This is a genomic window from Dehalogenimonas etheniformans, assembly GCF_014672715.2.
Classification (GTDB): domain Bacteria; phylum Chloroflexota; class Dehalococcoidia; order Dehalococcoidales; family Dehalococcoidaceae; genus Dehalogenimonas; species Dehalogenimonas etheniformans.
In genome coordinates, this window is the sequence record NZ_CP058566.2 from 1,993,064 (window position 1) to 2,017,025 (window position 23,962).

16 protein-coding genes, 1 tRNA gene, 1 pseudogene and 1 riboswitch are annotated in these 23,962 nt (G+C 52.2%); of the genes and pseudogenes, 4 read left to right on the top strand and 14 right to left on the bottom strand.

The window, feature by feature from the left end; translation table 11 throughout:
• Positions 1-465: 465 nt before the first annotated feature.
• Positions 466-8,868 (bottom strand): Calx-beta domain-containing protein, encoded by an 8,403-nt coding sequence (locus tag HX448_RS10020; RefSeq protein WP_102331065.1) that lies wholly within the window; start codon positions 8,866-8,868, stop codon positions 466-468.
• Positions 8,869-9,130: 262 nt separating this feature from the next.
• Positions 9,131-9,213: riboswitch (cyclic di-GMP riboswitch) on the bottom strand.
• Positions 9,214-9,686: 473 nt separating this feature from the next.
• Between HX448_RS10020 and HX448_RS10025 the strand changes: the two are divergent.
• A pseudogene (locus HX448_RS10025) lies at positions 9,687-10,592 on the top strand (glycoside hydrolase family 113); the annotation flags it as partial.
• Between the two features lie 114 nt (positions 10,593-10,706).
• Here HX448_RS10025 and HX448_RS10030 read toward each other — a convergent pair.
• The gene (locus HX448_RS10030; RefSeq protein ID WP_102331067.1) at positions 10,707-11,504 is read right to left on the bottom strand and encodes a MerR family transcriptional regulator; all 798 of its coding nucleotides are present in this window, start codon (positions 11,502-11,504) and stop codon (positions 10,707-10,709) included.
• A 116-nt stretch (positions 11,505-11,620) separates the two neighbouring features.
• Here HX448_RS10030 and HX448_RS10035 point away from each other — a divergent pair, with 116 nt between their 5' ends.
• Positions 11,621-12,853: an MFS transporter gene (locus HX448_RS10035; RefSeq protein WP_102331068.1), complete on the top strand. Its 1,233-nt coding sequence runs from the start codon at positions 11,621-11,623 to the stop codon at positions 12,851-12,853.
• 72 nt (positions 12,854-12,925) lie between these two features.
• Here the strand turns inward: HX448_RS10035 and HX448_RS10040 are convergent.
• The 3 genes from HX448_RS10040 to HX448_RS10050 all read right to left on the bottom strand — a co-directional run bounded on the left by HX448_RS10040 (position 12,926) and on the right by HX448_RS10050 (position 15,562).
• Positions 12,926-13,002, bottom strand: a tRNA-Val gene (locus HX448_RS10040).
• 46 nt (positions 13,003-13,048) lie between these two features.
• Positions 13,049-14,854, bottom strand: a complete 1,806-nt coding sequence (locus HX448_RS10045) for an adenosylcobalamin-dependent ribonucleoside-diphosphate reductase (protein WP_102331069.1) — start codon at positions 14,852-14,854, stop codon at positions 13,049-13,051.
• Positions 14,855-14,899: 45 nt separating this feature from the next.
• Entirely contained in the window at positions 14,900-15,562 is a 663-nt protein-coding gene (locus HX448_RS10050; protein WP_102331070.1) for a Dph6-related ATP pyrophosphatase, read from the bottom strand.
• A gap of 164 nt (positions 15,563-15,726) precedes the next feature.
• Between HX448_RS10050 and HX448_RS10055 the strand changes: the two genes are divergently transcribed.
• Entirely contained in the window at positions 15,727-16,608 is an 882-nt protein-coding gene (locus HX448_RS10055; RefSeq protein ID WP_102330945.1) for an IS1595 family transposase, read from the top strand.
• 138 nt (positions 16,609-16,746) lie between these two features.
• Here HX448_RS10055 and HX448_RS10060 read toward each other — a convergent pair whose 3' ends face one another.
• On the bottom strand, positions 16,747-17,379 hold the full coding sequence (locus tag HX448_RS10060) for an Ntn hydrolase family protein (protein WP_102330944.1): 633 nt from the start codon (positions 17,377-17,379) through the stop codon (positions 16,747-16,749).
• Positions 17,380-17,605: 226 nt separating this feature from the next.
• Here HX448_RS10060 and radC point away from each other — a divergent pair, with 226 nt between their 5' ends.
• Positions 17,606-18,334: a RadC family protein gene (gene radC, locus HX448_RS10065; protein WP_102330943.1), complete on the top strand. Its 729-nt coding sequence runs from the start codon at positions 17,606-17,608 to the stop codon at positions 18,332-18,334.
• Between the two features lies 1 nt (position 18,335).
• Here radC and HX448_RS10070 read toward each other — a convergent pair whose 3' ends face one another.
• The 8 genes from HX448_RS10070 to HX448_RS10105 all read right to left on the bottom strand — a co-directional run bounded on the left by HX448_RS10070 (position 18,336) and on the right by HX448_RS10105 (position 23,841).
• Entirely contained in the window at positions 18,336-18,854 is a 519-nt protein-coding gene (locus tag HX448_RS10070) for a methylated-DNA--[protein]-cysteine S-methyltransferase (protein ID WP_226846768.1), read from the bottom strand.
• A 40-nt stretch (positions 18,855-18,894) separates the two neighbouring features.
• The gene (locus HX448_RS10075) at positions 18,895-19,452 is read right to left on the bottom strand and encodes a sigma 54 modulation/S30EA ribosomal C-terminal domain-containing protein (RefSeq protein WP_102330942.1); all 558 of its coding nucleotides are present in this window, start codon (positions 19,450-19,452) and stop codon (positions 18,895-18,897) included.
• 21 nt (positions 19,453-19,473) lie between these two features.
• A complete protein-coding gene (locus HX448_RS10080) occupies positions 19,474-20,163 on the bottom strand; it encodes a ComF family protein (RefSeq protein ID WP_102330941.1) in 690 nt (229 codons plus the stop codon).
• 10 nt (positions 20,164-20,173) lie between these two features.
• On the bottom strand, positions 20,174-20,395 hold the full coding sequence (locus HX448_RS10085; protein WP_102330940.1) for a hypothetical protein: 222 nt from the start codon (positions 20,393-20,395) through the stop codon (positions 20,174-20,176).
• A gap of 160 nt (positions 20,396-20,555) precedes the next feature.
• Positions 20,556-20,858, bottom strand: a complete 303-nt coding sequence (locus HX448_RS10090; RefSeq protein ID WP_102330939.1) for a muconolactone Delta-isomerase family protein — start codon at positions 20,856-20,858, stop codon at positions 20,556-20,558.
• Between the two features lie 84 nt (positions 20,859-20,942).
• On the bottom strand, positions 20,943-21,365 hold the full coding sequence (locus HX448_RS10095; RefSeq protein WP_102330938.1) for a hypothetical protein: 423 nt from the start codon (positions 21,363-21,365) through the stop codon (positions 20,943-20,945).
• Between the two features lie 68 nt (positions 21,366-21,433).
• On the bottom strand, positions 21,434-23,512 hold the full coding sequence (locus HX448_RS10100; protein WP_394573311.1) for a copper-translocating P-type ATPase: 2,079 nt from the start codon (positions 23,510-23,512) through the stop codon (positions 21,434-21,436).
• Positions 23,513-23,622: 110 nt separating this feature from the next.
• On the bottom strand, positions 23,623-23,841 hold the full coding sequence (locus HX448_RS10105) for an FmdB family zinc ribbon protein (RefSeq protein WP_102330937.1): 219 nt from the start codon (positions 23,839-23,841) through the stop codon (positions 23,623-23,625).
• Between the last annotated feature and the right edge of the window lie 121 nt (positions 23,842-23,962).

The window sequence follows — 23,962 nt, forward strand, 5'->3', positions numbered from 1 at the left end:
TCCCTTCGGATTAGTAATTTGAGTGAAGCCGGTCTAAATCTCTATCTTACTGCTCATTACCCAAATTTTGCGTTACTCAATGCTGGGCAACAATCGACCTTGCAAGATTTTCTTAAAAGTTCCGTAGCGTCTTCGACAAGCAAATAAGGCAGAGAACATAGTCAAGTAGAAAATTTCTAACAAATTGACGAAATGTTCACTGTCCTCTTGAATAGACCCATTATCCTAAGTTAAAGATCACCTGTTGGTTACGCCCTGGAAACTTGTGTCGTTGGCGTTGTTTGCCGTCCGGGAGGTTGTCTAAGTCAAGCATATGGTTCAGTCTAGTGGATTTATACATTGAGATAGCATGGTAATTAAGGATTCAGTCCAGGTAAATAACGCAGTGGGCACACACTTAGTCCAACGATGAAACCAGAAGGGAGTATGTCGGCTCCCCTCTGGTTGTTCGCGCAACTCGCAGGACTACTTCTTGCCGCCGCCCTTCGGTGGATTGGTGGTTGGGGGTGGAGTGGTGCTAGGGTTGGCGGCTTTAATATCTATATTACCACCGCCAATGGATTGAGGGTCGGTGTTCGGTAATCTAACCGGCTCGCCAGAGACAAGAACATGGTTGATGTGAATGCCAAAGGTGTCCGGTATAGTTACCTTCTTACCATTGCCGGAAGCGCCGGAGCCGTTGTCGACAAAACTGATGGTAAAGGTAACGCCCGTCTCCGACACTACCCAATCGCCGAGGCCGCCGCGAGCCGTGGCGTCCCAACGATACAGTGTGCCTGTGCCGGAGCAGGCGCCGCTAGACGAAGCGGCAAGGTAGACGTAGCTGGTGAGATCGCCCTTCAACCGCCATTTCCCGTTGTTGATGAGCAGTATTTGTCCTTTGTAAGTCAAGGGATTAGCTAATGGATCAACGACTTTAACCGTGAAGCCGAAGTTAACGCGGCCGATACCTTCAGCAGTGTACCAGCCGCCGCCCGCCGCCGCTGCTCCAGGGTCGGCGATAGTGAGGGTTGCCTCATCACCGGCTGCATCAAGGTAATTACTACCGGCAAAGTCTGCGTAGAGATCGTAAATGCCAGACATACCCGAGGTATCGTTGATGGTCACTGAAGCCACACCGGAACTATCGGTAATTCCAGACCGTGTATAGCTGCCAAAGGTGAAGGTAATCGTCTGACCTCCTATGTACCCGGCAGGTCCGGTGAGTTTAGCGGACAACGTAAGACTATTACCGGCGACAACCTCCTGGGTGCCGATGTAGAGCAACGAGGTCAAGCCCTTGAAATTGGCCGTGACGGATTTGGCAGCGTCAATGGTGATCGAAAGCGGATTGACTGTAGCCGTGGCTGAGCCGATGTCTCCCGTCCACTTCCAGAAATGCCATTGGGAGTTAGGATTAGCGGTAAGCTGCTTTGTGGTACCGCTGTCAATCCAATCGCCGGTCACCGCGCCGAAGATAGACCCGGACACTCCGTGCTCGGTTGGTGATACAACCAGGGTGAGTTGGTACTGCACACCGTATTTGGCGGTGATGCTTCTGGCTTGGTTCATGGTCACGGAAACCGGGTTACTAGTATTGGGCGATGAAGACACATCGCCAGTCCAGTTCTTGAAAGCCCACCGTTTGCCCGAGCCATCAGCCACCGGAGTGGCGGCTGACAAGTTGAGCGCCGTGCCGTTGTCATACCAGGTGCCATCAACGGCGCCGGAAACATTGCTGAGGTTACCAGGGACGCCTTCGGTGATGGCTAGAGTCAGCTGGTACTGAGTTCCGTAATTGGCGGTGATGCTCCTGGCCTGGGTCATGGTTACAGAAACCGGGTTACTAGTATTGGGCGATGAAGACACATCGCCAGTCCAGTTCTTGAAAGCCCACCGTTTGCCCGCGCCATCAGCCACCGGAGTGGCGGCTGACAAGTTGAGCGCCGTGCCGCTGTCGTACCAGGTGCTATCAGCACCGCCGGAGAGGTTAATTAGGCTACCGGGGACACCCTCGGTGATGGACAGAGTTAGCTGGTATTGGGTCTTGTATCTGCCGGCCGAACCTCCGTAAATACTCACCGTTCCCGACCAGGATCTTCCTCCAACGTTATTCCAGACATACCGCTTTCCGGCACCCTCCACAACCAATGGCGTATGGAATTCGAAGCTGTGACTGGTGCCATCAGCCCACCAGAATTCCTTATATAGCCCATGCGTGAAATCCGAGTAGCCGTAGCCTGTCCCATCAGCCGTGAGGATGGCGCCGGTAAAGTCGTCGTCCACACCTGTCAGGCCGAAATAGATGTGCCATTCGTGCGTCCAAGAGGCGGTCTCGGTAATCGGTCCGTTCACGGTCACACCATCGGTGGCCGGGTTATCGGTACCAGAATAAGAACCGGTACCGCTGCCCGTCCAGCCATTGAACACGTAACGCTCCTGACCGCTGTAAGTCAATGATGGCGGCGTGGCCGATAAGGTGACTTTGGCGCCAGCATCATACCAGTGTTCATCGGTGGTATTTGGCGAGGTCGTACCTAAGTTGGTAGACACGCTGAGCTGGTACTGCGTCTTGTAGTTTGCGGTAATGGTCACAGGGCCGGTAACCAGAAAGTCGGTGGCCGGTGTTGGTACCGGCGATGTTACAACAAACCGCTTGCCACTAGTCGTACTTGCGATCTCAGGCTGGAAGTTATAGCTTACCTTCCAGTTGACTCGAACCCAGTATTCAAACACACCGAAGTAACCGTCGCGGTAGAATGAATCTACTGGCGGTGGAGATGATTGGTATTTACCAGCCTGGAGTACCCAGCCCGAGGCTGTTTCATCCAGTCCAGTCTGGGTAAAAGTTATACGGTATTCGTGCCACCACTGAGCGCCAGCCTGGGTCGGCGCGTTGATGGTGAAGATGTAAGGGTTATCCGTGTAGGTATGCACATCCACACCCGGAGTGCCGGGATTGGTTCTGAAGTCCCATGAGTTCCACACATATCGTTCGCCATCAACAATCGCGGGAGCCGTCGCCGTGATGGTGACGCTAGTGCCGGCATCAATCCAATGCTCGCCCATAGACGGGTCGGTAGTGCCAGTTCCGACCATGGTGAGCCTGTATTGCGTAGTGTAGTTGCCAGTTATAGTTACCGCTGATTCTGGATGGAAGTTGGATGACGGATCGTCTCCTGAGGTTCGGACAAACCGTTTTCCGGCAGAGGAACTGGCGATAACAGAATGATATTCGTACGAGATTTCATTAAAATCGTTGACCCAATATGAAGTATCGCTGAAGTTACCGCTGATTGTCTCCTGCCACTCAAGGATTTTGCCATTTACCGAAGGCCTCCAGGCACGGACATCAACTACGACGCCCGTCGCGGTGTTATCTAGGCCGGTATGGGCGAAGGTTATCAGGTACTGCATTCCATAGGTGGCTGAGTATGTCCCGGCCGCCGTGATAGGTGAAGACCCAGACTGGTTTCTTTTGACGAATCGTTCGCCGGTAGTGCCTTCAACTGGGGATGCCCAGCTGAAAGTGGTGCCGCTATCGAGCCAAGCGGCGCTGGGTAAGTGAAGATAATCATAGTCGGTCGTCCCTACCGTTAGAACGGTGTTGGTGCCGGCGTCGCTGCTGATTCCGGCCTGGGTGAAAGTCACCAGATATTGGGTGCCATAGTTGGCAACGACAGTGCCAGGCCCGGATACTGTAAAAGCGCTGTTGTTTTGTGCCGTAGACAACCCGGAGGTTGAACCCCAGACATATTGTTTTCCGGTTGCACCAGCTACGGTGGCGCTGTAGGCGAAATCGATAGTGGAGCGGTAATCGTACCAATCCGAATATTGAAGCTGGTGTATCGTTTTGTTAACGCCGTTAATAGTTAGCACAGTGCTGGTATCGGCGTCAGTACCGACACCGCCCTGGGCGAAGGTTACCTGATACTGGAGGACCCAATTCCAGGTGACACTGGATGACGCTGTGAGATTAAAAGTTGTCGAGTTGCTGTTGCCGCTTGCCGGGACGGAACCAGTGCCTGTCCAACCAGTGCAGCGGTACCTGCTGGATCCTGAGGTTTCAACTGGGGTCGTTACAGATGAAGTGATTGAGGCTCCGGCATCATACCAGCCCGCTCCGGTAGGCGTACCCTGGGCGGAGATAACGGTCACCTGGTATTGTTCCACGTAGTAAGCAGTAGCATTGACCGGCGCTCTCATCGGCACGATAATCTCTTGCTGCGACGTGTCGACTGGTGTTCCATCGATGACAACGGTCCAATGGTCGAAGCGCCATCGATGGCCAGTGCCGTCACCAACCGTGAGTGCCGCCGAGAGGGAAACATTTGTATCGGGGGCATACCAACCGCCCGTGCCTGTGATGTTGGCCGTTCCGCCGGGTACCCCACCGGTTACAGCTACGTTTAACTGGTACTGAGTATGATATGTGGCGAGGACAGTGCCCGCCGAAGGAGACAGATTCCCACTTTGCGAAGTGCTCAAGCCGGAGGTGCTGGCCCAGATATACTGTTTACCGGTCCCGGCTGCGACTGTCGAATTGTAGGCGAAGGTTATAGTTGAGTTGTGATCATACCAATCTGTAAACTGCAATTGTGTGACTATCTTATTATTGCCGTTTACCGTTAGGACTATCGCGCTGCCAGCGTCAGCCGTGATACCCCCTTGGGCAAACGTGATTTGATATTGGAGAACCCAATTCCAGGTGATGCTGGAAGGTCCGTTGATGTCAAAGGTGACCGAGTTTCCGGAGCCGGTGGCCAGGACGGAACCAGTGCCTGTCCAGCCGGTGCAGCGATATCTGGTCACACCGGAGGTGTCCGCAGGAGTGGTTACCGATACGGTGACAGAAGCGCCGCTGTCGTGCCAGCCGGCACCGGTTGGAGAGTCATGGGCTGATGCGATTGTCAGCAGATACTGTGTTTTATAAGTACCGGTGACGGTGGTTAAACCAGTTGTGATGGTGGCCGGCCGATCATCGCCTTGGAAAACGCATCGGGTATTATTAGCCTCGTTATGGACCGAGGCGGGGAAGACTCCCGTGGGCGCATGGCCGCCGGGCACCCACTCGATATAGTATCCGCCGGTTTCAATACCAGGCGGTGTGACCGGCAAGGTACTGCCGGCGGTCATGTAGATTACCAAGAATTGCGTCTCGAAAGTGACGTTTATAGTGGTATTCTCGGTTATGTTCGGGCTTCCGCTTTCCGGCGTCGGTACGTAACGAGTGAAACCAGACTCGATAATGCCGGTGAGCCAGTTATTGACCCCCGGGGTCACCCCGGTGATCACGATATCAGCGCCGGTACCCGTGTGGACCTCGCCGTCGAGACTGACCCCCCAAAGGGTATCGGCGGGCAAGCCTGACTGGTGAAAGGTGACTTGGCATTGAGTGGTCCAATTAGCCGTAGCCGTCTTTGGAGCATTCATTGTGATGTCATTCGAGATTGCACCGGTACCCGAGGCGTCACCTGACCAGCCGGCGAAGATATAAGGAATAGTTCCATCGATTACCGTCAGCGGGCTAATCGTGGCCTGAGCTTTGGCACCAGCTTCGTACCAGCCTTGGCCACCGGCGGTACCGTGGCCGCCGTTATTCACGGTGAGGTAGTACTGAGTAGTATAGGTCCCAGCGATGGTTCTCGGCCCAGTGATGGCGTCAGGCCGGTTATCTGTGATAAAGACATATTTGATTGTCTCATCGCTATTGTACTGGGGGCTGGCAAAAACGCCGGTAGCCGCCTCACCGGACTTGACCCACTCGTCCGTGGGCACTGTTAGGCCTGCCGGGCTGGAAGCATAGGTCACTTTATATTCCGTGCCATACGTTGCGGTAACCGATGAGGGACCAGTCAGACTAAAACTACCGGTCTGCTCAACCTGGCCATTGGCGCTCCCGGTTCCCGAAGTACCAGTCCAGGGATTACGATAGCCAGGGATGATATTGGCAACGGGTGAAGTACAAATAAAAGATATGCTGGTGCCGTAAGGAATATCACTGAAGATACCCGATGCAAGCCCATTTGTACCACAAGTCACTGAGACGGGATCACCATCGCCAATGGTCACTCTGAATATCTCGGCACCGTCTTCGGCAGAGGGAGGCAAACCGGCGAAAAATTGCAGACCGAAGGTATTGATGGCGAAGTTGGCGGTATAGGTCACCGACTCAGTCACGTTGCTCGGGAAGCTCGGCGTCCAGTCGACGAAGTGGAAGTGGGCAGCAGGCACCGGAGTTGGCACGGTAAATGTGGAAGCCCAGGAAGTGTTGTATGGAACATTTGAGAAGGTGGCGGTGCCGCTGAGCGAGCCGTTGCTGCCGGCCTCAAAGGTCACGGTATACATGGCAACCGCATCATTGTCGATGATTGTGCCGATGCCATCCTGTTTGGTGATGTTAGCCCCGCTGGCAGTGGACAACCTGATGATAAAGTTTTCATCTTCTTCGTGAACAGAATCGTCAATGGTAGGTTCTGTTATCGTACGGGTCAATGGGCTACCCGGGTTAAAATTCAAGATACCGAGGGTATTATTACAATCGCTGCCGATAACGGCGGTGCCGCTAATCGTATCGTAATGGACGGAAACGGTATTACCGCTGGGAGCGCTAAGAGTCACGGTAAAAACCGCGTTGCCACCCTCGGTAACGGTGACATCGTTGATCGAAAGCAATGGCGCAGCATCGTCATCGTTGATGGTGTAGGTGTGAGTGGTCGGGGCTCCCAACACCGCATTGACCGGGGAACTGAGACTGACAACAATCGTTTCGTTCGGTTCGTCCAGGCTGTCGTGAGCAACGGTGATGGGGATGTTCTGGCTGGTGACCCCGGGAGCAAAAGTGAGCGTACCGCTGGCCGGAGTGTAGTCAACCCCACTTCCGCCGGCGGTGCCGCCAGTGACGGAATATTGCACTGTCACCGTCGTGGCAACAGATGGCGTCAGGTTGACGGTGAGATTGGCATTCGCAGCCTCGAAGCCGTTCGAGGTCGCTATGGTAAATTGCACGGTTGGCGGGCCGGAACAGCGGGCATTGACCGCCCCCGGCGTGTTCAGAGCTTCCGCCGCTGTCTGCGTTCCGGCAAATCCGGGCAGGCCGGCGCCATCGAAGTCGTTTTTGACCCATGCCCCGGTGCCGTTTGGCAGGCGGGAGCCGCCGCCGGCATCGAAGAGGGTCGGCCAGGGGTAGAAAAATTCTTCTGTGGGCATGGGATTATATACCGCTATCGCATCGTACTGTAACAGGGTGTTCCAGGGCTTGATTTCCGAGTCGCGGTCGTTGTTGGCGTCCAGGTCCTGGCCTAGCGTCCCGGTGAAACCACTGACCAGGAACATGTTAAAACTGCCGTTCTCGAGTTCATTGTGAAGGAAAGGCGTCCGCCAGAAACCCTGGGCATCGGTGGTGCCGACGTTATAGATCCGGTCGATGACCCCTGGATTTTCACCAGGGTCGTTTTCGACAATCAGGATTTTGAAGTCGGAATAGTCGGTCGCTGGTGCCCCATATATCTCGATATATTCATACGTATCATCGCCTGCATGGTCGGCGACAAACTCGTTAATAACGGGCGGCGTATCATCGTTGCGGAGCATAACCCCACCCGGGTTGAAGTAGTTCAGGGACGCCCCGACAAAGTTGGAAAGGTTGAGCCAGAAATATTCGTCGGATTCATACCGTTTATCGCCCGAAACGGTGATGTTGATCGTTTTGCTGGTCTGGCCCGGCATAAAAGTCAGAGTACCCGAGACAGGCGCGTAATCGGCCATCGTCCCCGATCCCATCGCGGTGCCGTCGGCCGTGGCATAGTTGACGCTCACCGTGCTGGCGCCCGCCGCCGCCCCCCAGATGTTGATAGTCACCGGAACGGTATGCGGCCCGGAGTTACCTTCAATTGCATTTACGGGGATAACCTCCAGGTAAATCTCAGGATCGTCGTCATCTATCGTCCACGTGGCGGTGGTGATCGCCCCCAATAAAGCATTAACGGGGTTAGACAATGTATATATTATGGTTTCAGGTCCCTCATACATCTGGTCATTCAGGTGGTAAATACCTCTGACCGATTTCCGGGTCTCACCGGGAAGAAAGGTGACGCTACCCGACGATGCGTTGTAATCGACTCCGGGCGTGGCTGTACCCGGGGTGACCGAGTAGTTCACGGTTATCGTGTTGGTCGAAGCATTGCTGAGGACTATGCCGAAACCCATCTCGCCGGGAGCTGCTTCGGACTGGTGGGGATTGGCATATTCAAATTTGACATAGGGATTTACGTAGGTAAAGTTGATGACCATCCATACCGCCGAAACGCGGACGTCGGGTTGGGCATCATTAGTATAGACTCCGAACCCTTGGATCTGCGTTATCTCCCCCCCTACCCATTCTTGGCCTGTAGCAGGATTGACGTCCCAGGTATAGCTAAATGTGGTAAAATCACCCTCCCCCCAAATGTTGGTTCCTGGGGGATTGTGAGACCCCGCATGGTAACGCAAGCCTCCTATCTGTAACGATGATTGGATGTTATTGCCATCGAAAACTGCGTAGTCATTGTCTCTGGCCCTGTAGAAAATTGTCACGTTTGCATCGGTGTAGTTGGGGACCCCAAATGACGCGTAGCGAAACAGCATGTAACTGTTCTCATCGTTGGTCTCGCCAGCTTTAACATAATCGTCATCGTCCGGGGGGTATTCATCGACGCAGTCCCAACCGTGCTCCCCGCCGTTCCTAGTCCAGCTGCCGGTGAAATCCAAAAATCCTGTCGGATGACGTTCAATAGGTTCGCCGGGCAGATCAGCCGCCGCCACCGGTACAGGTGTGGTCGGCAACAGGAGGATGAATGCCATAATTAATGGGGTCAAGAATCCGAGCTTCATCAAAATCCGCGCTTTCATTTTGTCCTCCTTATGGGCTCTTTAATTTTCAAGATCGTCAAATCCCTTTGACTGCCGGCGCACTCTCAAGCTGTTCGTTGATTACATTGATAGGAATATCGATGAAAGCCAACAGCAGGACTTTCATTGATCTTTCGTTTCTTCTCCACTCCCTGTTTTAGTTCGTTCGTGAAGCGAAACCAATTGGGACGGCCGGTCCTATAGTTCGGAAAGTTGTTGCCTGAGACAATTGTGAAGAGTTCGTTAAAAATAAAAACCGACCTGTTCACAGGTCGGTTTCACTGTTGGCTCCCCGCTACCCAAGTGACCATTTACAGATGGCGGTTCACAGCCTCCTGGAGAACGAGTTCACTAGAGCGAAGTTTATTCTATTCTTGAGATTAATAGACGTCAATATGATGTTTCCTCACCCTACCTCACTATAAATCACAATTTGAAATCTGGAGGACTAAACCGAATTAAAATCTGAAATTATTACTACATCATTTAATCTACAAAACCTATTGACTTCAGTCAGTTAACCTGTCTATTATCACCTTGCCCTCATTCCTTCCGAGTGAGCCGTAAATGAAAAATAGGCTTTGCTTTTCGATAAGCTTATTTCTTCTAATCTCTCTAAACTTCTTTTCGGGTTGCACCGGAGATAATCAGCCTGCGTCTTCACAGAATGTCAGCCTTCGACAACTATCATTCCGACAACCCAGACGAAAACCCTTCCCCCAGTCGATGCTTTCATGAAAGGCATGTGGTTCAACGATTGGGGTTAGGCATTCGACCAACCAAGACCACCCGTCTATGGCCCGTTATATTCACCCGCCCAAGCCGACACGTCACTTAATGATTTGGCAAATACAGGGGCGAATTGGATTTCTGTTGTCGTTGGTCTTTTTCAGGAAACGGTTTCTTCAACAAGTATTACAAAGAATCAATATAAGACAGCATCGGACCAAGCACTTCGACACATCGTAGAGCTGAGCCACAGTTTCGGGATAAGGGTCATTCTGGTGCCATTTTTAACCTTGTCTAATGATCCCGAACACTCCTGGGTACAGATTGGTTCGGCTTTCATCAATGAAACCCAATGGCAGCAGTGGTTCAGTTCATATCGAGATCAGGTTAACCACTATGCGTCGATTACCCAAGAGTTTGGGGCAGACATGTTTTATATCGGAAGCGAATTACCTGGTACCACACTTCGAGAACAAGATTGGCGGCAGGTGGTCAAAGCGGTCGGCGAGCGTTTTAAGGGGCCAATTAGCTATGACAGCGTCTTCTGGGGAAATCCAATCCCCGAGTATAAACGCATAAAGTGGTGGGATGTTTTGGATTATGTTTGTACCGATTTTTGGATGCCGTTAACGAACAAAAACAATCCAATGATAGAAGAATTGAAGCGAGGTTGGCTGCGGACTGGCTTCTTAATTTCTCGAGAAGATATCGCCAAACAGTTCAACAAGCCTGCGATTATCTCTGAAATTGGTTACTCAAACTTAGACGGGGTCAATACAGATCCTTCAGGCGCTCGTTTAATAGGAGCCGCCGAGGATCTTCAAGAGCAGGCTGATTGCTACCAAGTTGCACTCGAAATGGTATGGGATAAGCCTTGGTTAAATGAATTTTCTGGTGGCAATGGAATGCCATTTCATTACCTATACTATGGCCCGGCGATCCCCCATGGAAAGCCTGCCGAGAACGTATTGAAGATTTTTTACCTGCTTAAATAGTTCAATAGCCCGCTTCAGGTCACAATTTAACAAATTGTTGAGCGTTTAATTAAAATGTCCACGCGGGATCAAAGCTACTCCCAAAGCTAAAGAGCTACCCCAATAAAGGAAGATTTATAGTAATACCTGTATTTCACAGTATTGGGTATTGGTCGTAAACACATCGTTCAACAAATTAACCTGCAATATAAGCCTGGGTTGTATTTTGTTCTGTGTCATGTATTCATTTAATTTATTAGTTTGCAGATGGGCATTCTGCAAGTTAAAACTAACGCATAAATACTCTCCAGTCGGAATGGTTGATAACAACGCCTTATTTGAGCGCTTATTGGCAGTAACCGCATTGTATACCATTGATGGACGAATTTCGCCTTTTTTATCAGGAATACAATAATAACCGGTTTCATATGTATCCAGAAGATTATTTTCCTCAATAATCATAAGAAATTTTGAAAATAACACCATTGCGTCCTTTTCTCCAATATCGTTGCTTACTTTTTGCGTAAGGATATACCGCTTAGGTATTAATCTAGTAGCAACCTCCCGGTTGGCAATCACCGAGATGGAGTGATCAATAGTATTGCGGGCCTGTTCTATCGTCTGAATTGAATTTTGCAACAGAGCTATTTTATTCAGCATGCTTACTTTTTGTTCAGCAAGATATTCCATTAACTGACCGGTATCCCTTTTTTCAAGAATTCCCACCATGTCTTTGGGGCTTACTTCAATAGACCTTAAAGCTCTTATTACATCTAGTTGGATTAATTGTTCAAAGGAATAATAGCGATATCTCGTCACCGGATCAGTGTAAAACGGATTTATAAGACCAATCCTTTCGTAAAAACGTAGTGCTTTTATTGTAATGCCTTTTATTTTAGACGTCTGCCCGATTGTAAAAAGATTATTATTCATGCTATTGACTCTCCCCTAAGGGGATAGTTTACATTAGACATTAGTTAAAAGATAGCGACGCAACATTCTGATAATGGCAAAAACGACATGACAAATATCAGCAGAGGGGAATTTATATGAAAAAGTTTATGGTAATCTGGACGAGCCAGGCGATTTCGCTCTTTGGCAGCGCCGTTGTGGAATTCGCCTTGGCCTGGTATCTAACAATCAAGACCGGCTCAGCTACTATTCTGGCTACCTCAATGCTGGTGGCAATCCTACCTCAGGTAGTTCTGGGGCCGTTCATCGGGCCATATATCGACCGCTGGGACCGCAAACGCATTATGATCGTAGCGGATATCGCTATATCCACGTTGACGATAGGATTGGCGGTGTTATTCTGGCTGGACGCCATCCAAATCTGGCATATCTATATAGCAATGGCAGGACGCGCCGTTGGGCAGGCCTTCCACTTTCCCGCCAGTATGGCAGCGGTGACCATGATTGTCCCGAAAAAAGACCTCACCCGGGCAGCCGGGCTGAATCAAATGATACAGGGCGTTATTACCATCGCTGGACCGCCTGCGGGGGCTTTTCTGTTCGGCATCCTGCCAATTCAGGGCGTTCTTATGGTGGACATTATGACGGCGGTGATTGCTGTTTTATGTCTGATTCCGATTGTGATACCGCATCCCAAACAGGCCACTGATAAGCCCAGCACTTCGATTATTTTCGAGATGATAGAAGGCTTCCGCTATATATGGAAATGGAAGGGTCTGACGTGGTTGATAGGTCTTTCAGCAATTATCAGCGTATTTATTGCTCCGGCCATCGCGCTGCTTCCCATAATGGTAAACCAGGCCTTGGCTGGAGATGTGCTAAAGCTGGGCTGGATTGAAGCGGCATTTGGAGTAGGTATAATCTTGGGAGGGCTGTTGTTAGGGGTTTGGCCGGGTTTTAAGAACAGGATAATAACCTGTTTAACTGGAGTAATTCTTTGCGGTCTGGCTGCCACCACGATGGGCTTAACATCCCAGGGCTGGTTCCAGGTGGGTCTGGCCTCAAGTTTCATCGTTGGATTCGGCATGTCGTTTGCTAATGGACCGATAATGGCTGTGTTGCAGGCTACAATTGAGAAAAACATGCAAGGACGGATATTTTCTCTTATGGGTTCAGTAAGTTCAGCAATGGTACCTATTGGACTGATAATTGCTGGCTCTACCTCAGATGCTATCGGTATCGGGCCTTTGTTCTATATTTGTGGAATTGCCGTCATGATGACAGGAATTATCCTTTTCTTTGTTCCAGCTCTGATGAATTTTGAAAATCAGATGAAACCTCATCTTACCGAATTAGTGCAAGGCGAGTAGAAATGCCTCGTTATCGTAAAGATATCATTCTTCAGAACAAGCAATAACAAACTGGTCTGTTTATTCTTTAAATGGTGGGCAGTACAGGATTCGAACCTGTGACACCCTGCGTGTAAAGCAGGTGCTCTAACCAGCTGAGCTAACCGCCCGCGTAGAATGTAATTGTAGACTAAAGCGCCGTTTGATGTAAACGGGTTACGGGTTGGCTTTGATATACTCCGTGACCAGCTTGTGTGCCTTTTCGTCGGCGCAGAGGGATTCCAATTCGCGGCTGGCATCGCGGTACAATGTGATTCCCTTGACCCCTTCGCGATAACCGAACAGGAAGATATCGGCCTGTTTCTGCGGCGTGGTGGTGTTTGGCACGTTGGTCATCTTGGACACCGCGCCGTCGGTGTGGCGCTGGAAGGCTGCCTGGATGCGGACATGTGCCTCGGGGCTGATGCGGTTGGAGGTGGCGAAGACCCTTTTGACGGTCTCCGGTACCGATTCAACCCCTTGCAAGTCAGCGCAGGTGACCAATTCCTGTAGCAGGTCGCCGGAATAGAAACCCTGGTGCCGCGCTGCGGCTTCGAAATAGGGGTTGATCTCCAGCAGGTTCTCGCCGTCGAGGACGTTCCTGACGAATACTGTGGCATAGAACGGCTCGATTCCGACGTTGCAGCCAGCGATGAGGCTTATCGTGCCGGTCGGGGCCACCGTGGTGCAGGAGGCATGTCTCTGCGGGCGTCCGCCGGGGGCGTCCCATTTGCTGCCCTTCCAGGCTGGGAAAACGCCGCGCTTTTTGGCCAGTTCCTCTGATGCGTCGTGGGCGGTATCGGTGATGAACGCCATTACGTATTCGGCCATCTTGACCGCCTCGCCGGAATCGTAGGGGATGCCCAGGAGCACCAGCATGTCGGCGAAACCCATGACCCCCAGGCCGATCTTGCGGGTTTTCTTGGTGACTTCTTCGATTTGCGGCAGCGGATAATGGTTGACATCGATGACGTTGTCGAGGAGGTTTATCGCGGTCTTGATCACGGTGCCGAGCTTATCGTAATCAACGACCGATTTACTGCCGTCCGGCTTGACCATTTTTGCCAAGTTGATCGAGCCCAGGTTGCACGATTCGTAGGGGAGGAGGGCCTGTTCAGCGCAACCGGTGACCGTCTCGATGGGGCCGAGGTTTGGCGTCGGGTTGCCACGGTTCACCCGGTCGATGAACACCAAGCCCGGATCGCCTGTCTTCCAAGACTGTGCAACGATTTCCTTAAAAACCTCGACGGCATTTAAATGACCGGTGACCTTGCCTGTTCGGGGGTTGATCAGGTCATAATCGGTCCCTTTGCTGAGCGCTTCCATGAAAGCGTCGGTTATGGCTACGGAGATGCAGAAATTGGTCAATGCCATTGGGTTGTCTTTGGCGGCGATGAACTTGAGGATGTCGGGGTGATGGACCGAGAGCAGGCCAATGCTGCAGCCGCGGCGGACTCCACCCTGGCGGATGACGTCGGAAGCAATGGAGAGGGCGTTAAGGAAGTTGACTGGGCCGCCGGCGATGCCGGTTTCGCCGCCTACCTTATCTCCGGCGGGTCGCAAACGTGAAAAGGAGAAACCTGTTCCGCCGCCGCTCTTGTGGATGATGGCGGTGTATTTCATGGCATCGAAAATGCCTTCGATCGAATCTTCCAGCGGCAGGGCGAAACACGCGGCGAGCTGGCCGTTCTTCTTGCCGGCGTTCAGCAGGGTTGGGGAATTGGGGAGGAATTCGAGGTGAGACATGACGCCGAAGAATTCTTGTTCTTTGGCGTTAATGTCGGCCGTGGGATCGTAATTGAGTTCGGCCGCGGCCAGAGCTTTGGCTACCCGCTGGAAAAGGCCTTCGGGGGTTTCAATCACCCGACCGCCGGAATCCTTTCGCAGGTACCGCTTTTCCAGTACTCGCCGGGCATTGGGTGTCAGTTCGATCCGGTCGCAAGCTTGAGGGGAGGGGTTTTTTGAGTTTTGGACTTTGGTCATTTGGATTTATTTAGGATTTAGATATTGGAATTTGGAATTTTTCTCCTACTCCACTTTGAGAATGTTTAAATACCAGAAGCCGTCCTCCAGTACTTTTCGCGACTCGACAATCTGGAGCGGTTTCTTAAAAAGGGGACCGCCCAAAACAGTCGTGTGATAGGCCCCGGCCTCGGCGGGGCGCGAGATATGCTTTTCACGCCTTACATCGTCCCAGGCTTTCAAAAAATCGGCGTCTAGTTTCTTGCCCAGCCACTCCTCGCCCATTACATCGGCCCTGGTAGTGACCACGATCGCCTCAAAGCCTCGATTGATGAATTCTTTGAGGATACGGTCCTTGGACATGCCGTCGAGGGGAAGATGTGCTTCGATACCGGCTTCACGACAGACGCAATCGATCCACTGTCTCTCGACATCGCCGTTGCCGAAAACGCCGCCGTCGACACCTTGTTTCTTGAGTTCCTTAAGGCATTTCTTGAAGTCCGCCTCGTAGCGGAATCCATTGGTAACCAATTGGATGAGCGGGATGCCCATGGCCTCAGCCTGGGCTTTCATCAGGTCCGAGGATAGGCCGTGGGTGCAGGAGGTACGGCCGTCTTCGTTCAGGATATTCAAAAGGTGGGTCACCTTCATTCCCGAATCCTGGGCAAGGGCCAGCGACAGGCAACTGTCTTTGCCGCCGCTCCATGAAGCTACAACCTGTTGACGCAAGGCTACCTCCGTGAAGAAGTTATCGCGAAAAAATACGCCGGTTAATTATGTTCACCGGCGAACAGTCAATATTAGCAAGACTGCTCATTTTTGGCGGTAATTATCCCTTGACAACAAGTACTTAGTATGTTATAGTGTAGCTAATCGAACCAGGGAGCAAGGAAATGGAACGCTACACTATCAAGGACTTCAACAAGGACTTCCCGGATGATGCCGCTTGTCTCGAATGGCTAAGGTCTTATCTTTACGCCGATGGAATCACTTGTAAGACTTGCGGCAAGGTCACTAAGCATCATCGCGTGACTAACCGCGCTTGTTTTGCCTGCGACAATTGCGGAACGCAGGTCTATCCAATGACTAATACAATCTTTGAGAAATCCAGCACTTCCCTAAAACATTGGTTTTATGCCATCTTCCTAATGAGCCAAACGCGTTGTGGTATTTCAGCCAAGCAGATTCAGCGTGAAACAGGCGTTACCTATAAGACAGCCTGGCGGATGTTCAAGCAGATTCGGAGCCTATTAGGTGAGGATTGTGCCCCGCTGAAAGGTAAAGTTGAGGCTGACGAAACTTACATCGGTGGCGCAAGAAAAGGTAAACGGGGACGTGGCGCAGACGGTAAGACTCCCGTTGTTGGTGTTGTTGAGCGCAAGGGCAAGGTTGCAGCTAAGGTGACTGGTGATCTCAAATCCAAATCCGTCAAGCCGTTTGTCATAAAGAAAGTCGAGCCGAGTTGTACGCTCTATACGGATGAATTTCAGGGTTATCGCGGGCTAGGCTTCTACGTCAATGGGCATGAAACTGTCAATCACAATAACGACGAATGGGTAAGGGGGGACGCACATACAAATACGATTGAAGGTTTTTGGTCTTTAATGAAGCGGGGAATTAGCGGGGTTTATCATGCGGTTAGCCCCAAATACCTTCAGGACTATGTGAATGAATACGCTTTCCGGTATAACCATAGAGACGATGAAAAACCGATGTTTAGGTCTTTTCTGAATCAGATTGCTCCACCTTGCGGCAAGCCTGTTTCAGGTCCTTAAAAAAATCATCGCGAGTAGGATGGTTGTTTGAATCGGGGTCTTCTTTTTCCCATCCCATGCTATCGTATTCGGCCTGAGCCCACTTTTGTCTGTATTCTTCCTTGCTATACACTCCGTTCATCTTTCATCACTACCTTTCTAATCAACCGTTACCGTGGTCGTCTCGTTTCCAACTCCAGGGGCTACTTGGCTCCGAGCTTTCGCCTCTGTTAGCAATTTCAAAACATCTTCTTTGGGTAAGTCCTTTTTATAACCATGTTCAATCAGATAGTAAACAGCATGGGGCGCACCAGAACCAATGGCAATATATCCTACACTGTCATGGCAGTTCAAATCACCCGGATTCGTGATTGAGAACAACTGGCAGCCCCCATCTCCCTTTCCAGCTACTATCAATTGTACCCCAACATCATTATTGCGCAAAGCGCCGTCAATCATCTGGATAATAGCGGGGGCTAATTTAGTTTGGTTATTATAGTAAGTGTCGAGGGTGAGTCCGCGTGGTTCGATTTCTGCCCTTAGGATTTTAAGTTTGCGTACATTGGAAAAATGTGCCCTAGCGATTTCGGCAATAGCGTCAACTGTGTTTGTGCCCTTGTTTTTAACATCCTTTTTAGTCGCACCGAGCATTTCGTTGGCGGTTATCACATTGCCCGATATTAAAGCATAACAAGTTGGTGGATCATTTAGAGGCATGATTTTGGTGATATCATCGCGTTCAAACTCATAACCCATCGGGAAATGAGACGTTACCATTTGGTCAGAGATCAAGACCAACCCCTGCCCGTTGCTGTATGATGCCGCGATACATATAGTCATGGCGGGGATTATAGAACACTATTAAATAAGAATTGTACTTGCCGCTAAGGGATACTTACCAAATATATTTTGACATTTACGTGTAAACCAACAAGAGATTGCTTCGCTCTCCTTCGGAATCGCTCGCAAAACGAGGAAGGTGGCGTCTGCGCCACCAAAAGTGGTATAAGTTCCAGCCATGAGCGACGATACCAAGAGCCAGGTCGAGGGGCATCGCGGGCGGCTTCGTGAGCGTTTCAAAAAGGGCGGCCTTCCAGCCCTGGCCGACTATGAGGTCGTCGAACTGCTGTTGACCCTCGGCCAGCCGAGGAGCGATTGCAAGCCCGCCGCCAAGGAAGCCATCAAGCGTTTCAAGACCCTCCGCGGCGTGCTGGAAGCCTCACCCGAGGAACTGTTGGAAGTCGCTGGCATCGGGCCCAACAACTGCATCGCCATCCGGCTCATCGCCGATGCGGCGCGGGAACTGCTCAAGGAAAAGATCGTAGACGGGAAGACTGTCACGACCCCGGAGCAAGTGAAGGATTACCTGAACGCATCGATGGGTGGGTTGAAGAAAGAGGTCTTCAAGGTGATCTACCTGGACAACCAGAACCGGGTAATTGAAACCATCGATATGTTCCACGGCACGATAAATGCCTCGGCGGTGTGGGTGCGTGAGGTCATCGAGGGCGCGTTAAAGCGGCATGCGGCAGCAATGATCTTCGTCCACAACCACCCCTCAGGTTCTATCACCCCCAGCCAACAGGACCGAAACATCACCAGGGACCTGGTACTAGCCTCCGAAGCGGTGGGCATTCGCGCGCTCGACCATATTATCGTCGGTGGGGACAAGCATTTCAGCCTGGCATCAGAAGGATTGATGGACAAATATGTGGCTGAGTTTCAGGGGCTGCGGGGGAAGCGGTAATCTAGGTTTTCCCCTTCTTTTCCATCGCCAGCAGTTTTTGCTTGGTCTTGATCCCACCGGAAAAACCACCCAAACCCCCGTCGGCCGCGACAACCCGATGGCAGGGGATAAGAATAGGAACGGGATTGGCGCCAAGTGCCTGCCCGACAGCCCGCGCAGCACCCGGTTTGCCGATTTCTTCAGCCAGTTGGCCGTAGCTTTTGGTCTCGCCGTAGGGAATGCGACAAGCGGCTTCATAAACTTGCTTCTGGAATTCGGTGGTCCCGGTAAGATCTATGCCGTCGTTGAAAACGACCGGCTGCCCCACAAAATAATGTCTCAATCTGTCACCCAGGCCGCTGCCGGGAGAAAGATCCTGTTCTTCTATCCCCAAGTCTGTCAACACGGATTTCCGGTTCCTGGCCGGAAGAGTAAGGCGCCTTACCCCGTTTTCTGAGGCTTCGATACCCACCCATCCCTGGGCAGTTTCGACCATTTCATATTTTGATCCCGGTTTGGGCTGCAATCGTTTTTGGGCCATTATCGCGTCACCAAGTTTTCGTTCAAGCTTTGCGGCCGGTTCAAGCGACGTCGATCTCCATCAGCTTAAATCCGCCGATCTCCTGGCGGTACAACAGGCTCACCTTGCCCTTGGCGTTGCGGAAAAGCAAGAAGTCATCTTTAGAATCGTTGATCCGGTCGACAGCCTGCGCCAGGGTCATAGGTTCCGCTGTAACCCGCTCGATGTCTATAGCCACATCGCTTTCAGTGGATAAGAGGGGCGGAGTCGGTTTGGTCTCCGTGTAAGTCACCGATCCAAAACGCTGGCTTTCACGATCAAAATCATTGCCCTTATTCTTGAAGTCCAGGGCTTGACGCTCCATCACCCCGGCCAGGTTATCGACCGCGGTGATTAGAGAGGCAGCGCGGCATTCGGAGGTGCGCACCGGACCCAGGATATCCAGGAAGCCGCGCGCGACGAAACGATCTTTGGCGGCCCTGGTGTTTTCCTCTAAGAGTTCCAAGCGTAATTCCCGGGCCTGGGGTACGTGACGCCCAATCTTATTGAGACTGCGCTCTACCTGTTTTCGGGTAATGTCATCCAGAGTCAGATTCTTGGCGGTGATGATGAGTTCCACGGGATGCCTCCTTGAACCTCTTCATATTTCCCTGGCCAGGGTCAATGCCCTCACCTCTTGCGCTCCCGCCGACGCCAGCGCCTTCGCGCAGGCAGAGAGGGTAGCGCCCGAAGTGGCCACGTCATCGATCAGGATGACCCGGCGGCCCATGAAATTATTATAACACCCGAAAGCGCCAACTACTGCAAGGCGCCGCTCTTCAACCGAACCGCTGTCTGCCTGGGGAGGTGTCGCCTTAAGCTTTCTGAGGGCCTCGAGGAAGACCGGCAACCCGGTCAATTTATGGATCGAGATCGCCAGGAGTTGAGACTGATTATAGCCTCGCTCGCGGAGACGGGATTTGTGCAGCGGCACAGGAACGAGGGCATCCCCCACAAAGTCGTTGGTCTTCAGGAAATCAGCCATGAAACCGCCAAGAGTCGGGGCGATATCTCTAAGGTTGTTATATTTGAGTTGGTGGACCGCTTTTTTGATGACCCCCTCAAAGCGGAACACCGAACTCAGTTGCCTGAGTTCAGGCGAAAGGCTGTCGCAGTCGGGGTGATGGTCAAGGCTCTTGCCGCAAGCGGGGCAGAAGGGAGGTTCCTGGAATGGCAAACTGGGGCGGCATCTTGGACATAAATAATCGCCCTCCCGGCCGCAACCCAGGCAGTACTTGGGGAAAAACACATCCAGCAGCTTCTCACTGCTGCCAAGGAGCCGCCCGAACATGGAGACTAAACTAAAAGTTTACCGGATTGCGCTGACGGCCGTTGACGCCGTTGCCGATAGGCTCGTTGATATAAACGTCCCCGTTGCGGATCTTCAGGTTATAGCCGCATTCGGGATTGGTGCAAACCCAAGCCTTATAATGGATCGGCGCGCCCTGGTTGCCGAAGTCCGACAAAGGCACCAGGTCGCCGGTCTGGCATTTCTGGCATTTGGGAAAACTTGATACTTCCACAGAAACTACCTCCCAACCAAATTGCTTTGATTGGGAAAGAAGTATATATCATGTCATATGGCTTATCAAGGTTTTTTATCAAATAATTGTTAAGGTTGGCGTATACAAAAAGAGCCCCGGAATAACCGGGGCTCACGTAAGCACCTTTTTTAATTCTGGGTTAAGCAAAATTCTTCAGGGTATTGATTATTATGTCCGCACTTTCGACAAAATCGATCATTGGCCGTACCGACCACTGAGTTAACGGGGATAATGGAAACGTAAGCAGCAATTTCATCAATTCCTCGTGACTGGAGACGTTCATGATGAAGACGCCACCGCCGTCTGTGAAGCTATACACCGCTTCAAGCTGACCAGCCTCTTTGTGGCGCTTGACCCAGGCCTTAGCCGCGCGAAGATAGTTTACCTGGTCAGTGTGGCCGGCTCCGGGAATGACCTGATGACCGGTGACCAAATATTTCATATCACAATCTCCTGATCGCGCCCGGCGGTAAATTTTGGAACGTTTTTACTTTAACATCTGGAAGGCCCGGGCACAAGACCGATGTCAGGATTTTTTGGTTATGGTCATGTTCAGCCGGTAATCGGACGTCGAGATGGTCTGGTTCATCTTCGGATAGGGCGTGACATTGAAGGCAATCTTATAGCGATCATATTCCTGGGTCGTCGGGTCCGTGGAACCTAACTGAGTAAGGGTTATCTGCGCCTTTTTGCCGTTTAAATCCAGCGTCACCAGACATTGGACCTGACCTGCCCAGATACAAGTCGCCCCATCCGGGCACCGGCTGTCGTTGAGTACTTTGTCAAATGTTACTTTCAAGCTTTCGGCTGAAATATCGGCAGATTGTCCAACCTTCAGCGTAAACTTATCTCCGAGACTTGCAGAAATCGAATTGGATCCCGATCCACAACCAGCCAGGGCAGACCCGAGGATCAGCATTCCCAGAAAAACCACTGCCAGCTTTTTCATAGCACCTCCAATGAATTTATTTAAATGACTCCCCCAGCACTCTCTATAACGCCTGAGCCGCATTTCAGTTAGCCTTTCCGCAAACGGAGCAGCCTTGCATTGACCGCCACGATGACCGTCGAGAGCGACATTAAAACGGCTCCGGCCGCCGGGCTGAGTAAAACGCCCAGACCGTAAAAAGCGCCGGCGGCTGCCGGAATGGCCAATGCGTTATAACCGGTCGCCCAGGCAAGGTTTTGCGTCATCTTGCGGTAGGTGTCCTGCGATAATTCGAAGATGGATAGGACATCCGCGGGATTGGAACGGACCAGGATGACATCGGCCGTTGCCTGGGCGATCTCGGTACCGGCGCCAACAGCGATGCCGAGATCGGCCTGAGCCAGTGCCGGCGCATCGTTAACCCCGTCGCCGGTCATAGCAACCGAGAGTCCACGAGACTGGAGTTCTTTTACCCTAGAGGCTTTTTGTTCCGGCAGCACCCCCGCCAGATACTCGTCCAGCCCGAGTTCCGAGGCCACCCATGCCGCAACCTCTTCCCGGTCTCCGGTCATCATGATCACTCTTTTACCCAGGCTCTTTAGCCGAGCCACCGCACCCCTCGATTCCGGACGAATAACATCAGCCAAAGCTATAGCGCCGGAAACCTTCCCGTTGACGACGACGAACACCACCGTCTTGCCCTGTTTAAAGAGTCCCTCGAGTTTAGAGCGGTCATAAGAAAGCTTCAACTCTTCTAGGTAACCGGGGCTAGCCACCAGAACGTCGTTCCCGCGAACCTTACCCTGGGCACCGCGGCCTGAGAGCGATTTAAATTCGGATAACTCGTAGTTACCGGCAGCCTCATCCACAATACCGCGGGCAAGGGGATGGGATGAATGCTGCTCCACCGAGGCGGCAAGTTTCAGGAGTTCAACTCGATCCAGGTCGGCCAGTACGACTATATCGCTCACCCCGAACTCCCCAGTGGTCAGGGTACCGGTCTTATCGAAGACGATGGCATCGATAGCACGAGCGCGTTCAAAGGCATTTCGGTCACGGATCAGCAGCCCTCGGCGCGCCGACAAGCTCGTCGAAACGGCGATCACCAGAGGCACCGCCAGACCGAGAGCGTGTGGGCAGGCGATGACCATAACCGTGACCATCCGCTCCACCGCAAATCCCGCAGGGCGGCCGGAAACGGACAGCCAGGCCGCCAGGGTGATCAGGCCTGCACCGACAGCAATGACGGTCAGCCAGCGGGCAGCCCGGTCTGCTATGTCCTGGGCGCGGCTCTTTGATTCCTGGGCTTCGGCTACGAGGCGCGCCACCTGGGAAAGGTAGGATTCCTCCCCGGTGAGGCTCACAGCGATTATGAGCGAACCCTCTCCATTGACCGAGCCGCCGATGACCTTAGCTCCCGAGGACTTATCGACCGGTGCCGATTCACCGGTAAGCAAAGATTCGTCGACAGAACTCTGGCCACTTTCGACTTCGGCATCGGCCGGGATTTTTTCACCCGGCTTGACTAGGACCCGATCGCCCTTCAGCAATTGATCGGCTGGGACATCCTCGATCATGCCGGTTCCAGAAAAGCGGTGGGCAACCGCGGGAAGCAGCTTGGCTAGCTCCTCGACCGCGCGTGACGCCCCGGCGACGGAACGCATCTCGATCCAGTGTCCCAGGAGCATGATGTCCACCAGGGTCGCCAGTTCCCAGTAGAAGATCTCTCCCGTTAGGCCCAGACTCACCGCCGATGAATAAAAAAAGGCGACGGAGATGGCCAGCGTCACCAGGGTCATCATGCCGGGGTTGCGTTCGGACAGTTCCCTCTTAAAGCCGACAAGGAAAGGCCAGCCGCCGTAGAGGTAGACAAAAGCCGCCAGAGCCCACAGCAACGCACTGGCACCGGTAAAGTCGAAGTTGAAATTGAAGGTGTCCTGGATAAATGGGGATAAAACCAGGATCGGTATGGTAACCGCCAGGCAGATCCGAAACCGCCGCGCGAAATCCGCCGTCATGTGTCCGGCGTGACGCCCGCCGCTCATTTTCGAGTGGTCCATCCCGGGCATAGCGGACATATTCACGCCTGTGCGGGCATCATGAGCCATATGAGACACCCCGTGCCGACCCATCTGATTATGAGAGTAAGCCATTCCACCCATTTCCATAAATCCATTCTATGGTAGGAGGAACTCAAGTCGGTAATCGGCTGTACCCGAAGGAAATGAAAAAGGCGACCTCGATGAGGTCGCCTCAAGTGAAAAACGCGGATAATGCTCTAATGGCATGAACCGCAGGATGATGACGAGCAGCTGGAGCAGCCGCCTCCGCCCCCCATGCTCTCGCCCCCTGAACCCTTGGCCATAAACGTGGAAGCAATCCGTTTTGCCTGCCCTTTGCAGACCGGACATTCTGCTGGATCAGATGATTGGCTCATCGGGCGCAGCAGGTCGAATTTCTTGCGGCAATCCATGCAACGGTATTCATAAATCGGCATTGTTTTCAGTCTCCTATCGTTACTTATTTTAATCCCGCGAAGCCCACGGCGTCAATTCCCCCTAACATAAAATTGCTACGCCGACATCCAATCTGTTATATTTACGCGGATTTTCCCCTGG

Coding starts and splice junctions, on each gene's coding strand:
- HX448_RS10080 (WP_102330941.1), bottom strand. CDS start 20,163: ATGTTCGGGCGGCTCCTTGGCAGCAGTGAGAAGCTGCTGGATGTGTTT.
- HX448_RS10095 (WP_102330938.1), bottom strand. CDS start 21,365: ATGAAAAAGCTGGCAGTGGTTTTTCTGGGAATGCTGATCCTCGGGTCT.
- HX448_RS10070 (WP_226846768.1), bottom strand. CDS start 18,854: ATGGCCCAAAAACGATTGCAGCCCAAACCGGGATCAAAATATGAAATG.
- radC (WP_102330943.1), top strand. CDS start 17,606: ATGAGCGACGATACCAAGAGCCAGGTCGAGGGGCATCGCGGGCGGCTT.
- HX448_RS10020 (WP_102331065.1), bottom strand. CDS start 8,868: ATGAAAGCGCGGATTTTGATGAAGCTCGGATTCTTGACCCCATTAATT.
- HX448_RS10105 (WP_102330937.1), bottom strand. CDS start 23,841: ATGCCGATTTATGAATACCGTTGCATGGATTGCCGCAAGAAATTCGAC.
- HX448_RS10035 (WP_102331068.1), top strand. CDS start 11,621: ATGAAAAAGTTTATGGTAATCTGGACGAGCCAGGCGATTTCGCTCTTT.
- HX448_RS10090 (WP_102330939.1), bottom strand. CDS start 20,858: ATGAAATATTTGGTCACCGGTCATCAGGTCATTCCCGGAGCCGGCCAC.
- HX448_RS10045 (WP_102331069.1), bottom strand. CDS start 14,854: ATGACCAAAGTCCAAAACTCAAAAAACCCCTCCCCTCAAGCTTGCGAC.
- HX448_RS10030 (WP_102331067.1), bottom strand. CDS start 11,504: ATGAATAATAATCTTTTTACAATCGGGCAGACGTCTAAAATAAAAGGC.
- HX448_RS10055 (WP_102330945.1), top strand. CDS start 15,727: ATGGAACGCTACACTATCAAGGACTTCAACAAGGACTTCCCGGATGAT.
- HX448_RS10100 (WP_394573311.1), bottom strand. CDS start 23,512: ATGGAAATGGGTGGAATGGCTTACTCTCATAATCAGATGGGTCGGCAC.